This window comes from Lignipirellula cremea (assembly GCF_056501455.1).
Genome location: NZ_CM151415.1, coordinates 2539192 through 2553381, shown reverse-complemented (window position 1 = coordinate 2553381; position 14190 = coordinate 2539192). Strand labels below are relative to the sequence as shown.

Annotated in this window: 14 protein-coding genes; 2 read left to right on the top strand and 12 right to left on the bottom strand. The window is 66.5% G+C overall.

The genetic code is table 11. The features are described 5' to 3' along the window. The first annotated feature begins 27 nt into the window (after nt 1–27). Nucleotides 28–705, top strand: coding sequence for a molybdenum cofactor guanylyltransferase (gene mobA / locus SH602x_RS10000; RefSeq protein WP_479476651.1), 678 nt, complete (start codon nt 28–30; stop codon nt 703–705). 122 nt (nt 706–827) lie between these two features. Here the strand turns inward: mobA and greA are convergent, their stop codons facing one another. Further along, nucleotides 828–1307 (bottom strand): transcription elongation factor GreA, encoded by a 480-nt coding sequence (gene greA / locus SH602x_RS09995; protein ID WP_479476650.1) that lies wholly within the window; start codon nt 1305–1307, stop codon nt 828–830. A gap of 283 nt (nt 1308–1590) precedes the next feature. Then, nucleotides 1591–2187 (bottom strand): GNAT family N-acetyltransferase, encoded by a 597-nt coding sequence (locus tag SH602x_RS09990; RefSeq protein WP_479476649.1) that lies wholly within the window; start codon nt 2185–2187, stop codon nt 1591–1593. Between the two features lie 207 nt (nt 2188–2394). Here SH602x_RS09990 and SH602x_RS09985 point away from each other — a divergent pair, with 207 nt between their 5' ends. Beyond that, a complete protein-coding gene (locus SH602x_RS09985; RefSeq protein WP_479468570.1) occupies nt 2395–2613 on the top strand; it encodes a small basic protein in 219 nt (72 codons plus the stop codon). 157 nt (nt 2614–2770) lie between these two features. On the opposite strand, the gene SH602x_RS09980 is transcribed toward SH602x_RS09985, so the two are convergent. The 10 genes from SH602x_RS09980 to SH602x_RS09935 all read right to left on the bottom strand — a co-directional run bounded on the left by SH602x_RS09980 (nt 2771) and on the right by SH602x_RS09935 (nt 14138). Continuing rightward, the gene (locus SH602x_RS09980) at nt 2771–3553 is read right to left on the bottom strand and encodes a hypothetical protein (protein ID WP_479476648.1); all 783 of its coding nucleotides are present in this window, start codon (nt 3551–3553) and stop codon (nt 2771–2773) included. A gap of 199 nt (nt 3554–3752) precedes the next feature. Next, nucleotides 3753–4475 carry an SOS response-associated peptidase gene (locus tag SH602x_RS09975; protein WP_479476647.1) on the bottom strand — a complete coding sequence of 241 codons (723 nt, stop codon included), beginning with the start codon at nt 4473–4475 and terminating at the stop codon, nt 3753–3755. A gap of 24 nt (nt 4476–4499) precedes the next feature. Then, nucleotides 4500–5810 (bottom strand): nickel-dependent putative hexonate epimerase, encoded by a 1311-nt coding sequence (locus SH602x_RS09970; protein ID WP_479476646.1) that lies wholly within the window; start codon nt 5808–5810, stop codon nt 4500–4502. Between the two features lie 141 nt (nt 5811–5951). Next, on the bottom strand, nt 5952–6584 hold the full coding sequence (locus SH602x_RS09965; RefSeq protein ID WP_479476645.1) for a hypothetical protein: 633 nt from the start codon (nt 6582–6584) through the stop codon (nt 5952–5954). 76 nt (nt 6585–6660) lie between these two features. Then, entirely contained in the window at nt 6661–8082 is a 1422-nt protein-coding gene (locus tag SH602x_RS09960) for a sulfatase (RefSeq protein WP_479476644.1), read from the bottom strand. Between the two features lie 87 nt (nt 8083–8169). Further along, nucleotides 8170–8415, bottom strand: coding sequence for a hypothetical protein (locus SH602x_RS09955; RefSeq protein WP_479476643.1), 246 nt, complete (start codon nt 8413–8415; stop codon nt 8170–8172). A gap of 126 nt (nt 8416–8541) precedes the next feature. Further along, nucleotides 8542–10008, bottom strand: coding sequence for a leucyl aminopeptidase (locus SH602x_RS09950; RefSeq protein WP_479476642.1), 1467 nt, complete (start codon nt 10006–10008; stop codon nt 8542–8544). 305 nt (nt 10009–10313) lie between these two features. Beyond that, nucleotides 10314–10931, bottom strand: coding sequence for a tetratricopeptide repeat protein (locus tag SH602x_RS09945; protein WP_479476641.1), 618 nt, complete (start codon nt 10929–10931; stop codon nt 10314–10316). Further along, complete coding sequence (locus SH602x_RS09940; RefSeq protein ID WP_479476640.1) at nt 10931–13249, bottom strand: type II secretion system protein GspD; 2319 nt, start codon at nt 13247–13249, stop codon at nt 10931–10933. Before SH602x_RS09940 ends, SH602x_RS09945 begins: the two co-directional genes overlap by 1 nt. A gap of 157 nt (nt 13250–13406) precedes the next feature. Next, complete coding sequence (locus SH602x_RS09935; RefSeq protein ID WP_479476639.1) at nt 13407–14138, bottom strand: hypothetical protein; 732 nt, start codon at nt 14136–14138, stop codon at nt 13407–13409. Between the last annotated feature and the right edge of the window lie 52 nt (nt 14139–14190).

Below are 14190 nucleotides of genomic sequence, written 5' to 3'. Positions count from 1 at the left end.
TCGCGGGATGAACGATCGGAACTTTCGATGACCGGCAGCGCTTCTTCTAACCGATCGTACGAACCGGGAACAGTCGCGGGCGTCCTCCTCTGCGGCGGGCGCAGCCGGCGGATGGGAATGAGCAAGGCTTGGCTCCCCTGGCACGAACGCTGGGCCCTGGCGGAGATCGGCCGCGTGCTGGCCGAGCGTTGCGAGCCCCTGCTGCTGTCCCGAGCGCCGGGGCAGAGCCTGCCCGCCATCCCGCAGTCGTGGCGGATCGTCGACGACGAAGAGAAAGAGGGCGGACCGCTCGCCGCGCTGGCCGGCGCCTGCCGGGCGCTCGATGACGACGCGTTCGCGGGAGCGATCGTCGCGACGTGCGACCAGTCCCCGGAGTCGCTGCGCGCGGCGGCGGACGCCCTGCTCGACGGTGTCGCGGTCGGCGGGAAGTCGCGGATCTTCTTCGACGGCGAGCGTCGCCAGCCCTTCCCCGGGTACTATTCCGCCGCGGCGCTGCGATCGATCGCCGGGCAGCGTCGCCGCGGCGTCACGTCCATGCACGCCTTCCTCGATTCGCTGGGCGACGGGGCGGAGACGATCCCGACCGACCGGGCGCCCGGCGATTGGGACGACGCGGAAGCCTACCTCGCCGCCGCATCCGCCGCCGGATTCGATCCCCCCGCCTGGTGCCGCGAGGCGCTTAGCCGCAGGTCAGATTCGCGATGAAGCGCCTGTGCCATGCCCACATCGCCGAAGGCAAGGCGGACCTGAGCGATCATGCTGGGTTGACCGCTACTCCGTTGCGAGGAGACGGAGGGCTTACACCCTCCGCTCGCCCGGGAGCGTCTTCAGGCGCCGTACTTGATCGTGAGGATCTTGTAGCGGAGCTTGCCGCGCGGGACGGCGATCTCAACCTTGTCGCCGACCTTGCGGCCCAGCAGGCCCTGGCCGATCGGACTGGTGACGAGGTACTTGTTCTCGAAGATATCGTCTTCGCCCTTGCCGACGAGCGACAGCTCTTCGTCGTCGTCCGTGTCGAGATCCTTCACGACGATCGTGGCGCCGAGCCCGATCTTGCTCTGGTCGATCGTGCTGGGGTCGATGATCTGCGCTCGGCTGAGGATCGAACGGCGCTCGTTGATCTTCGCCTGAAGCAGACCCTGGGCCTCGCGCTGGCCGTGGTATTCGGCGTTTTCGCGGAGGTCCCCTTCGGACCGGGCGGTCGCCAGGCGCTCCAGAATCTGCGGCATGTCGACCGATTCCATCTGGTCGAGTTCGGCCTTGAGCTTGTCGTAACCCTCGCGGGTCATCGGAACGTATTCGGTCATGATCAAGCCGCCTGTCGCAATACGCTCGACCCCGCGAGCTTCTCGCAGAGGTCAAAAAGAAAGCGACCTTCCCTCGCGGGAAGGCCGCCGATTCGTTCTGGGTGGATCGTTTCGACGTCCCGGCGCGCGAATCCGCGCGCCCGAACCGGCGAAGTTCTTTCCAGTATGACGCGAAAGGTCGCCCTGTGTAAATACGAGCGACGACCCGGCGCAAATGCGCGATGTCGCTCTGCCTGGATCGACGGATTCGCTCCCCGACCAGACACGACTCGTGCGTGCGGGTTCACTCCGGGATGCCTGGATCGTTCTGCGGAACGCGGAGCAGCGACAGGACGAGCCCCCGTTTCTCTCCTCGCACGACGGCGATTTCTTCGAGGTGCCCTGCCCTGACGAAACCGAGTTCCCGGTTCAGCCGCTCGGTCGCCGGATTGTGGTCGAAGTGCATGCTGACCAGCGTCGTCACGCCGAGCGCCGGACAGCGGGCGATCATCGCCTGCTTCAGCCGCTTCCCGATGCCCCGGCGCTGCCAGGCGTCGGCCAGGTAGACGCTGATTTCCGCCGTGGCGTCGTAGGCAGGCCTGCCGCGATAGAACGAGGTCAGCGAGATCCACCCGACGATCAGGCTTCCGCCCGAATCGCCGTTTCCCGCGGGATCCGTTTCGGCAGCGGGAGCCTCGACCTCCGCCACCCAGATCGGACGCCGGTTCGGATCGCGCTCGGCGAACCAGGCGATGCGCGATTCGAGCGTCACCGGGCGGGTGTCGGCCGTGGACCAGCCGCCCGGGATCGACTCGTTATAGATCTCCACGATCCGCGGCAGATCGGCATCGACCGCGTCGCGGACGCGAATCCGGGTCCCGTCGCGGGTTACGAGTTCCATGGCACAAGACGTGGTAAAGGCGGACGCGTGAAGCGCTTAGGGCCGTCGGGGCGCCCGCACGGCGAACGTGGAATCGCGCCCGAAAGCCCGTTGCGAGGCGGGGCGACCTGCGATACATTACCCGATTCCCGATGCGACGCCATTCGCTCGCATCGCCTGATTTCGTCCGTGAAACGCTCCGGCTCGACGCTTGCCGGGATCGAACGCATGACCATCGACAAGAGCCTGAAAGTCAAGAAGGGCGGCGTCGCCAACAAGAGCGTGATGACGCGCGTCGAGCGGATCAACCGCCTGAAGGAACTCGGCAAGTGGGAGGACGGCAACGCCATCCTCGGCATGCCGAAGGTCCGCGTGGTGAAGATCTCGATGAAGAAGAAGAAGAAGGAAAAGACCGAAGAGAAGGACGAAAAGAAGAAGAAGAAGTAGTCTTCTTCCGTTTCGTCTCCCGGGTTCTTTCCCGCGAGTCTGCGCGCTGCCGGTCGAGACTGCCTTCGACTGCCCGCCGGACAATCGAAATACCGAAAAGCCTCTTCGCCACGCTGCGGAGAGGCTTTTCGCGTCGCCGAATTGCCGAATGGCCCGTTCACCGCGTCGCGAGGGGCGGGTCGGATCGCGTCGATCCGGTCAGCCGCTGCTTCGTCGAACGGCCGGTCCGTCTCCGCTCGCGGGAGACGTCGAAGAACGCGACCTGCACGAACAGCGGCCAGCAGGCGCCGAACGTCAGCGCCCAGGCGAACTCCTCGACCGGCAGACCGAAGGTCCGGACGCCCGCGAGAATCCGGACGCTCCAGAACTCGGCAGCTTCGGGCCAGATCGCCAGCACGACGGCGCCGACTCCGACATGCAGGGCGGCGAAACTCGGTCCGGCCACCAGCGCCCCCGGCAGCAGTTCGCTCCGCCCCGCGCCGACCGCCGCTCCGACCAGCGTGAAGCCGACGACGATCGCGGTCATCACCTCCAGGCCGAGCAACGCACCCAGAAGCGACAGTCCGCCGCCCGCGCCGGTAATCAGTGCGAAGCGAAGGAGCGGCCGCGCGAACTTGAGCCGTGCCGGTCGTCGTTCCGTTCCCGCCTTGCTATGCAGGGGCTGCGGCTCCGTCTGCCGAAGACCGTACCCGGCCAGCAACCAGGCGAGTCCCCCTTCACTGAAGCAGATCAGGAAGTCTTCGATCCCGACGCCGCGCACGAACTGCACCAGGTGGTCGGGCTCCCAATAGCCAGGCACGAAGACGTAGCCCAGGAAGCCGAATGGAGCGAGCGCCGCGGCGGAAAGCAGGGCGCCGGGGCGGCGTCGCGGAAAGAGAAGCCAGCCGAGCGCGAAGATCGCGGTCAGCGCCGCCGCTCCGCAGAAATAGACGCCCGGCATCTCGACCCCCGTCGGCAGCTTCCGAAGCGTCGCGCAGCCGCGGGAGGGCGATCGGCCTCGCCCGCCGCCCGCGATCTGGATGCATCGAAACGCGTTATACCAAGGGGATCGACTGTCTCCGCGGCCCGGGCGTAACCGTTTTCCGCCGCGGCGTATGGGCGCAACGAGCCTGATGCGGCGTTCCCGTCCGCTCGTTTCGTCAGACGAGAACCAGTTCGCCGGTCGGATCGTCGGCCGGTTCGAGGCACTGCGGGCCTTCGTTGCCAACCCTGTTGACGTACCCGGCCAGCGGCTTGGCCAGCATCTTCGCCGCGTCGAACGGCGCGAGCAGGGGGAGCAGCCGCCGCGGATCCTCGACCGACGGATCGAGCCAGAGATCGATCGCCTCAGGCGACAGGATCGCCGGCATCCGATCATGGACCTGGGCCGCGAGCGAATTGGGCGTCGTCGTCACGACGGTCGCCGTCTCCAGCGGAGCGCCCGCCTTGTCGCACCGGTCCCACAACCCAGCCAGCGCGAACGTGCCGCCCGACTTCAGGCTGAAGTCGTAGAACAGCTTCCCCTGACGACCGGGGACGGACTTCGCCTCGTAGTAACCTTCTACCAGCACGACGCAGCGCCGCTTGCGGAACGGTTCCCGCCAGGCCGGCTTGTCCGAGATCGTCTCCGCCCGGGCGTTGGTCATCGTCCGCCCGATCTTCGCGTCCTTCGCCCAGAAGGGAACGAGGCCCCAGCGAGCGACGGCGAACTCGCGCTGCGGTTCGCTCCCCTGGTTCCGGACGATCAGCAGCGGATCGGTCGGCGCGACGTTCCACTTCGCGGGGAAGTCGTCGCCGTCGTAGGTCGAGAAGATCGAAAACTCCTCGACCATCGTGGCGAGCCGCGTTCGATCGATCGACCCGCGGCGGACCCGGTTGCACATACTTCGCCCTCGTTCGCTTCGCCCCTACGTCATCGCGAAGCCCGACTTGCGGTTGTAGAGCTTCTCGCGGGTGGCCCACAGGCCGGCGGAAGGAGTTGGAATGAAGTAGATCCGCTCGCCGTCCGGCATCGTGTGGAAGCCTTCGCGGAGCTTGTCGATCGGGTACTTCGCGAGTTGCTCGTTGATGTCGGCGTACTCGAAGTTCACCTGCTCGATGTCCTCCTTGCCGAGGTGGCCGGGAGCGTAGGTGATCTTGAAGCGGCCCTCCGACGAGCCATGGATCAGGTGGGCCGTGGCGTGGCCCAGGTCCTGCATGTCCTCGTTTTCGCGGTAGAGCTCCTTCACCCGCGGCGTGCCGCAGTAGCCGTACTTGCGGATCAGGGCGTCGACGTCGGGCTGCTCGCCGAAGCGCTTCAGGCCGGGCGCGATGACCAGCAGCTCCCCGCCGTCGGCGATCGCCATCCGCGTGCGATAGACGGCCTTGTTCGCCACCCAGGTGGAGAAGAACTCGTCCCCCTGCATGACGCAGACGACCTTGGTCAGCGGCTCGTCGAGGACGGTGATGTTTTGCTGACGCGACTGCTTCGCCGCGGCGAGGTAGGTGTCCAGATCGTCGCCGATGTGCACGCCCGTGTGGACCAGGTCGCCCTCGGCGTTCCGGGCCATCACGACCTGCACGTAGAAGTCGGGCAGGTGGCCCAGGTAGTCGTCCTCGGCCTTGTTGAAGCAGGCCCGCACGGGCGTGATCAGGTTGCCGAGATTGTTCTCGATGCCGCAGGCCGCGGCAGCCATGTGCGACGCGCAGATCAGGTCCTTGCCAGCGACGCCGATGAAGTAGTTCTTGTTGTGGTTGGCGAAGCCGAGCACCTCGTGCGGGACGACGCAGCCGACGTTGATGATCCAGTCCCAGGGCTGCTCCATCAGCATCGTGTTCAGCCAGAGCGGCATGGACCAGTTCGCGGCTCCCTCGGTCGTCCGCTCGACGAAGTCAGCCGAGAGTTCGCCGATCTTCACGCATCCGTCGCGCCAGTCGTGGGCGTGGATCCGCTCGTTCGGGATCGACCCGAACATCTGGCGGTTCTGCTCGGGCGTATGCGGTTCGTGCTGGCCCAGCGTCGGGATCACGTGGATGTCGGCCTCGTCCTTCAGCGCTTCGTAATAGGCCTCGGTGATCCAGCCCGAACCGGAGTGCATCCTCGTGATGTCGGGCGGCAGCAGCAGCACCCGCTTCGGGTTCGGCCCCAGCTTCTGCCGGGCGGTCGCGATCGACTGCTTGACCAGGTCCAGGATATGCTCGCGCGTGAGCGTATCGGCCGTTTCGGAAATCCAGGGCATGAGAGGGTCTTCGGTCGGAAAGGTCGGTTTCGACGGATCGGAACGAATCCGTCATCCTACCCGGTCGAACCGAAAGGCGCCGGGAGGGTTAACGAAAGGGGGAGGACTGGACTCGAACGCGGCGAACGGGATCGCACCACGTCACCGGTCGGGAACCCCGGGCGGCCACGGCGGATCGACGGCCAGGAGAGCGTCATGCTCCGACGGGGTCAGTCGGAACGCAAGGGTCGACGCGAGCTTCTCCTTCCGGGATTCTCGGCTGAACGTCGCGGTTGAATCGGCATCGACCGCGTCGTATCGATCCAGCTTCTCCGGATCGATTCCGGCGTCTTCCAATTGCTGCATCAGGATCAGGCTCGCGAGGTGCGCAGCCGACGCGGCAGCATAATTCCGCTCGGAATCAGCCCGGTCGAGACGTCGCATCGTGACGACGTGCAAATAGCCGTAACGACTCCATTCCATCGCATAGAGCAGAACCGCCGCATCCGCGATCGTTCGCGTCTGCCGGTCCCGAGTAGCCCGCGGAAGTCGTGCGAGAGCCTCCGCCGGCGAAGCGCTCGCCGCGGTCGAGCTGAAGACGACGTTTTCCGCAGCTTCCCGCTGCGTCGTGCGAATCGCTTCCAGCGCTTCGACGATGAACTCCCGCGAGGGTGCGAACGTTTCTTTGACGGCCGTAACCATGCCGGACATTCGCCGCCATGTGCGAAAGATTCCGAACGCTGCCAGCCCGGCCAACGCCGCGAGCACGATCATGCGCAGGTCGACGAATTCCACAGCGACCTGCTCGTCCTGACCGAGTCGAAGTCTGGCGTGCGATCGAATTCCGGTCGTCGACGAAGCGAAGCTCTCGTTACAGACTCGGCAGCACGAATTCCGGATTCGGCTTCGGTACGACGGCGCGGGCGTCGGCGAGATAGCCCTCGATCAACGAGTCGAGCGAGGAGACGACCAGCGGCATCTCGCTCGACAGATCGGTCGTCTCGCCCGGATCGGCGGCCAGGTCGTACAACTCGTAGCGATGCGCGCCGTCGATGCCCGCGTAGAAGAACCGAATCAGCTTCAGGTCGTCCACGCGGACGCAGACCGAGGGGGACGTGCGGTCCGGGACGCCCCGGCTCTCGTACGGAAAGTACGAAAAGATGACCTGCCGCGAAAACGGAAGCCCGGCAAGCGCGGGGGCGAAGCTGACGCCGTCGAAGATCTGGTTCGGCCGAGGGGCCAGCCCGAGCAGTTCGAGCAGCGTCGGATAGATGTCCGTCGTCTGCACGAGCGAGTCGCTGACGGAGTTCGCCTCGATGACTCCGGGCCAGAACACGACGAACGGGACGCGGATGCCCCCCTCGTACAGCGTCCCCTTGCCGCTGCGAAGCGGCGCGTTCGAGGTGACGGGCACCCCGTCCATGAACTGATGCACGGTCCCGCCGTTGTCGGACGCGAAGATCACGATCGTGTCGCCGGCGAGACCGAACCGGTCGATCGCGCTCAGCAGGCGCCCCACGTTGGCGTCGAGCGTCTGCACCATCGCAGCGTAAGTCGGGCTGCGGAACGATCCCGTCGCGAGGGCGGTCTTCGCGTTGGCCGCGACGAGCTGAGGCTTCGCCTGGTAGGGCGCATGGACCGAGAACGACCAGTAGTTCAGAAAGAACGGACGCGACTTGTTCTTGCGAATGAACTCGACGGCGGAGATCGCCGCGAGATCGTCGATATGCTGCCCCTGCTCGTTGAAGTAGCCGCCCGGCGCCGCCGCGCTCCAGGCTTCGGGCGCATCGACGTCGAAACCGTTGGTCGTCGGCACGTAGGGGGGGCGCCCGATATGCCACTTGCCGAAGTGCCCCGTCGCGTAGCCTTCGCTCTTCAGACGCTCGGCGAGCGTGACGAATGCGGGCCGGATGCGCGTGGCGCTGATCGGAAGCATCAGCTCTTCGTTCCGCGTCACGTCGCGATCGAGCCGGGCGGACAGCAGGGCCGCGATCCGGCTGCCGTGCGCGGTCAGCATCCCGGTCCGGGCCGGACTGAGACCCGTCAACAGGCTGTTTCGCGTGGGCGAGCAGACCGGACTGGCCGCGTAGGCGTTCGTGAACCGCATGCCGCGGAACGCCAGGCGATCGAGATGCGGCGTTCGATGCAGTTCGTGCGGGCCGTACAGCGACGTATCGGCCCAGCCGAGATCGTCGGCCAGAATCATCACCACGTTCGGCTGACGCGCTTCCGCGACCGCGGCGGCGCTGGCGAGCAGGGCCACGAAACAGGCGGCGAACAAGCGGACAGACATACGGGCTTCCGAACGGGGGAAGCCCAATATAGGGGTCGTAGGGGTCAAAGGCCATCGTCGCCGCCTTCGCCCCCGCTCCTCCGGGGCTCAGTCGCCCGCGTCTTCCCGGTCCTCGTCGGCTTCGTCCCCTTCGGACTGGACTTCGTCGAGTTCAGGCGCCGCCGGCGAATCCTCCGCCTCCGCGTCGAAGCCTTCGGGCGGAAGGAACTCGCCGAATTCGGCGCCTTCGCCGCCGTCAGGTCCGACCGGGATCGTCACGCAGCAGCAGCATCCCGACTGCGATAGGAGCGTCGCCGCCAGGCAAAACGCGGCGAGCGTCTGATTCCGATGCATCCCGTTACTTCCTCTCGCCGCGACGACTCCCGACTGCGGGAACGCTCTCCCGCGGAACGTTTCAGACTCGATAGGCGGACGCCGGAGTTTGTCCAGCGGAGAGTTCCGCATGGGGCCGCGCGTCGCTCAAACCTTCGATTGCCCGAGCTTCTCCGCCAACTGAAACAGCGTCCTGACCATGCATCCGGTGCCGCCGGCGTCGAGCCAGGGCTTGGGGGCGTCGAGAAACGAAGGGCCGGCGATGTCGAGGTGAACCCAGGGCTTGCCCTGCACGAACTCTTCGAGGAACTTCGCCGCGGTGATGGCGCCCCCCCAGCGACCTTCGCCGACGTTCTTGATGTCCGCCACTTCGCTGCGGATCTGCTCGCCGAATTCCTTGAACATGGGCAGGGGCCAGATCCACTCGCCCGCGGCGTCGGCGGCGGCCTTGACCTCTCCGTACCACGCTTCGTCGTTGGTCATGGCACCGGTAATGTCCGTGCCGAGCGCGACGACGCAGGCGCCGGTCAGCGTGGCCAGATCGACGATCCGCTCCGCTCCCCGTTCGACGGCGACGTCCAGTACGTCGGCCAGGACCAGACGCCCTTCGGCGTCGGTGTTGTGGATCTCGATCGTCTTGCCGCTGCGCGCGGTCAACACGTCGCCCAGCTTAAACGCCGATCCGCTGATGAGATTCTCCACCAGCCCGACGAGGCCGATCACGTTGACCGGCAGCTTCTCGCTGGCGATGGCGTGCATGGCGCCGACGACGGCCGCGCCCCCCGCCATGTCGCACTTCATCGTCTTCATGCCGTCGGTCGGCTTGATGGAGTAGCCGCCCGAGTCGAAGGTGACCCCCTTCCCGACGAGCGTCACATCCCACGGTCCGTCGCCGCGACCGCGGTACTCCATGATCACCATCCGGGAGGGTTTGTCCGAACCCTGTCCGACGCCGAGCAGCGACCCGCAGCGCTCCTTCGCGAGGCGCTTCTCGTCCCAAACCTCGACCGTGAAGCCAGCTTCCTTGCCCGCCTCGACCGCGCGGTCGGCGAACGCCTCCGGATAGATCTTATCCGGCGGTTCGTTCACCAGTCGGCGGGTCAGGTTCATGCCGCTGGCGAGCGCCTGCCCCCGCGCGAGCGTCGCGTCGGAACCGCCCGCCCACGCAAGCTGCTCGAAGGGGAAGCGCTTCTTTTCCTTGCGGTAGAGATCCTGACCTACCGACCCGACCAGCGCCCCGGCGAGACCGCTCGCCTGCAGGGCGGGGCTCCAGGTCGGCTCGGCGTAGATCGCGACCCGGGGGCGATCCTTCCCTGCCAGTTCCTTCGCGGCGCCGGCGCAGGCCTGGAACGCGCGGGTCGTCGTCGCGTCGCTCCGTTCGCCGAGGCCGAAGAGGAGGATTCGCTTCGTCTTGCCCTGCGGATGAAAGAGCGTCACCAGTTCGCCCAGCGCGCCCTTGAACTCGCCGGCGGAGCGCAGTTGGGAGATCGTCCCGCCGAGGCCCTGGTCAAGCTTCGTCAGCCACGACGTCTGATCGCTGTTGGCGTAGTGGCCGACCGCGATCGCGGAGCCTTCGAAATCGAGCGGATTCTCGGGAGCGGAAACGACCGGCATCAGACGACTTTCTCGCGACGAAGAACGTGATCGAGAGGGGGTCGTCATTCTACCGGGCGCGCGAACCGGGCGCGGAGGGGCGCCATTTCGCAGGTCAGGCATCGACTAGCGGGGGACGGAAGTCCCCCGAGTCCGTCGACCGAGCAGAGCGACGGTCGAGCGATCCTGTCGCCGAGCATCGGGCGATCGCAGTCTTCGACCGCGATCCAGACTCGGGGGACTTCCGTCCCCCGCTAGCCCATTCGAAGGACGCCGCAGTCGGTCCCGCAAGCATCGACGCTGAACGCTATCAGGACCGCCATAAGCTATCGAACGACCGGGCCGCTCGGACGCTCGCTGGCGAGGCGGTCGGCGTGGGCCTCGTAGCAGAGGCGATAAAGCGCTTCGCCGGGGGCGAGGCGCAGGGCTTCCAGGTAGTGCCGCGACGCTTCCTCGTGCAGGTTCATCTGCTCCGCCACGAGGGCGAGCGCGTGATGCAACTGCGCATCGCCGGGCTGCTTCGCGATCAGCTCGCGATAGAGACCGATCGCTTCGTCCAGATCGCCCATCGCGACCGCCCGATCAGCCTCGGAGCGCAGTTCCTGATCGACCGTCGGCATCATAAGGTCAGGCGTCAGCGTCGGATCGACGGCCATACCCGGAACGCCTTCGCCGACCGGCGACAAGCGATTGGGCGCGCGGTCGGGCGGAACGACGGATCGAGGATCCCGTTCCTTCGAGAACGAGGCCTCTTCGATCTTCGCGGCTTGGCCGCGCGTGCGATCGATGTGCTGCAACGTCTCCTGCTTCCTGGTCTCCCGCTCGGCGGAGATATTCTGCCACGCGGGGAACGTCGGGACCGAGGCGCATCCGCCGGCGAGCGTCGCCGCCAGGGCGAAGCGACTCGCCAGAGACAGGAGTCCGCAATCTCGCTGCTGTCTCATCAGGGAAGGTACTCCCGAGGCGGAGGCGGAACGACGTCGACGATCGGCGGAGTCATCGGCGCTTGCCGCGAATCCGTCGCGTAGGGATAAGCCTCGACCCGCGGCGCTCCTTCTGGATAGACCCGCGGCGGGGGCCCGGCAGGATAGGCCCCGAGCGGAGGACCCGCCGCGGGTGCGTAGGTCGCTCCCGCGGACGTCGACTGCGGAACGGGCGCTTCGTCGGCGGGCGGCGTCCCGGCGTTCGTCGGAACGAACGCGTCGGCGGGCAGCGGTCCGCACGCAGCGGGCGCCTCCATGTTCAATCTCGCGAGAATGTTCAACGCCGTGTCGTTCTTCGGTTCGAACTGCAGCGCGATCATCGCGTAGCGATAGGCCCGCTCGTAATTCGCGGCGATGTAAGCCGTCTGTGCCAGGCGACCGTACTGCTGCGCGTGGCGCTGGTTGGCGAGCCAGTGATACTTCTTGCCTTGAAACTGCGCGATCTGGCGTTCGGGCAGGCCGTCCCAGGTCGCACGCGGCTCGCTGCCGTCGAGCGGATCGCGGAGGATCCGCGGCGTGATCAGCACGATCAATTCCGTTCGCCGGACCGTTTCCGTGGTGTGCCGGAACAGGACTCCCAAGTACGGAACGTCGCCGATGATCGGCACCTGGCCCGTCTGAGCGACGGTCTCCTCGCGGATCAGGCCGCCGATGACGACCGTCGCGCCGTCGCGGCAGAGAATATTCGTCGTGACCTGCGTGGTGGATTTCTCCGGCAGGGGCGTATCGCCGACCAGTCGGACCTGGCCCGAGCTGAGTTCGGGATGGACCTCCAGCCGGATCACCCCCTCGGGCGCGATGAAGGGGCGGATCCGCAGTTGCGTTCCGACGTCGAGGAACTCGACCGTCTGCGTGGTCGCGGTTTCCGTCTGCGTGGTGCTGAGGTAGCCGATCTGGTCGCCGATCAGAATCTCGGCCCGCTGCTTGTTGACGCAGGTCAGCCGGGGTCGCGCGACGACCTGCGTGTCGCCGATCTCTTCGAGCGCTTCCACGAACGCGCCGACGTGGGCGCTCAGGAAGCCGATGTTCAATCCGCCGTCGGTGAAGTCCATCGCGGCCAGCGTGGTCGTCGGCGTGCCGCTGACGATCCGGGCGTGATCGCTCGCCCTCAGCAGTTCCAGGTTGATGCCGCAGCGATGCTCGTCGTCGAGTTCGACGCTCAGGATGACCGCTTCGATCGAGGCCTGCAGCGGCATCTGATCGACGCTCGCCACGACGGCATCCGTCTCGAGCAGCGTCGTTTCCCAATCGCGAATCAGCAGAATCTCTTCGCCCGCATAGGCGTCGCCGCCGGCCTGATCGCCGTTCGTCGCGATGCCGACTTCCGCGGCGGTCGTCACCGTCATTCTTCCGGTCTCGGACAGGATCGGCGCCAGCAGCGTCTGCAACTCGATGGCCGTCACGAACCGCGGGCGATAGACCCGGTGGTTCATCCGGTCGTCGAGCCGCTCCATATCGGAGAAGTCGCCCGGCTGACCGACGAACAGGAACGCTCCGTCGCGGCGCGAAACGTATCCATGCGCACGCAGCAGCGCCGTGAGCGCGTCGAGCCCGGAGACGTCCCGCAACGAGGCGCTGACCGTCCCCTCGACCGAGGGCGAAACGACGACGTTGAACCCGGCGCCCTTGCCGAGCAGATGGATCAGGTCGCGCAGCGGAATGTCGCGGTTCGTATCGAGTTCGATCGGGGCGGGCGGTCCGCCCGGGACCGGCAACGATTCGAACGGGCCCGCGGGAGGAGCCAGCCCCGGATCGCCGAATCGCGGAATCGCCGGATCGCCAGGGAACGGTCCCGCCTGAGCGAACCGAGCGACAGGACCGGCAGCGGTCGTGTTAGCGGGAGCGCCCATCCTCGCGGGAGCTTGAAAGGGAGCCGGAGCGAAGGCGGGACCGGCGAATGCCTCGGGCACGCTCGGGGCAGAAGCCTGTGCCGCCCGCTCTTCCATCAGGCCGGTCAGCCTGCCGACCGAGCGCTCCAGGCGTTCCATCCGTTCGTGGTTCGGGGCGGTCTCTTCATAGACGACCGGACGAATGTGCCGCGTCAGCGGCCGCTCCGAGGCATCGTCCTGCTTTGAGGAACTGGCCGCCCGCGGGAGTTGAGGGGCAGGCGGCGCGGACGAGGGTGCGGTCGTAACTTGCAGCGGCGACACGTGCAGAGTCGAAGCGTGCGTCTCTCCTCGCGGCGCATCGCCGAACAGCGCGAAGGCGAACGCGGCGATCAGGCCGAGTCCGAGCGCTACGGCGACGGCGAACTGGATGAAACGAACGGAGCGGGACATGCGGTCTTCCGTAACGGCTCGCCTCCGCGAGTCAGCTTCCTGCTGTTTTTCAGTAGGTCAGGCATCGCCTGACGGCTACTTCGCTTCGGTTCTCGTTCCGGCGGGTCGATGCCCGCCCTACGAAAGCAACGACGGACCTCGCATCCTCACTCAAGCCTCACTCCCTTTCGGGAACGCTGGTTCGCACGCCGGACAAGCTTGTTTTCGAAAGATTCAGTCGGACCGGCTCGCCTCCCGTCGAGGGGCGGATCGCGACGCCGTCGCTCTCGATTTCCAGAACTACCCACGTTTCGGGCTGACCTTCCGCGTCGGTCGCGCCCGGGACTTCGAAGCTTTCTCCCATCGCCAGCGTCTGACCGTCGAGGCGGACGAAGCGCTGGCTGCCGATCTTGAGGACCCCCTGTAACGTCATCGCCTGAGCCGCTTCCCGCCCCGGTTCCGGCGCCGGAGCCGCTTCTTCGCCTGACTGCGTTTCGCCCGACGTTTCCGCCTCTGGCTCTTCCGTCAATGAAACGACGGCCAGCGTCGGATCGCTGGCATCGAAAGGATCGCGAGCGATGTCGCCGCCAGCGCCGGCGGACTCAGCCTCGACCGAGGACTTCATCCAGACGAGCAGGTCTCCCCAACTCGGCTCGCCCGAATTCGTCGAACTCAGCCCCGCGTTTCCGCCGGACAGGAGCGATTTCGAGAGCGGGACCGAGGGGACGACGGGAGCGACGATCTGGGCCGAAGCGGGACGCGCCTCGACGGTCGGATCGACGTCTTTCGACGGCTTCCAGAGCATCCGGCCCCAGAAGACGGCGGCAACGACCGTACCGATCGCGAGAATCGCGGTCTTTTTCGGACTTCGCGTCAACTCCGTCTTCAGACGGCGTACTAAATCAGCCATGCGAACACGCCGCTCCTCGGGTGAAGCGACGCCTTTCTTCTATCGGCGAGGG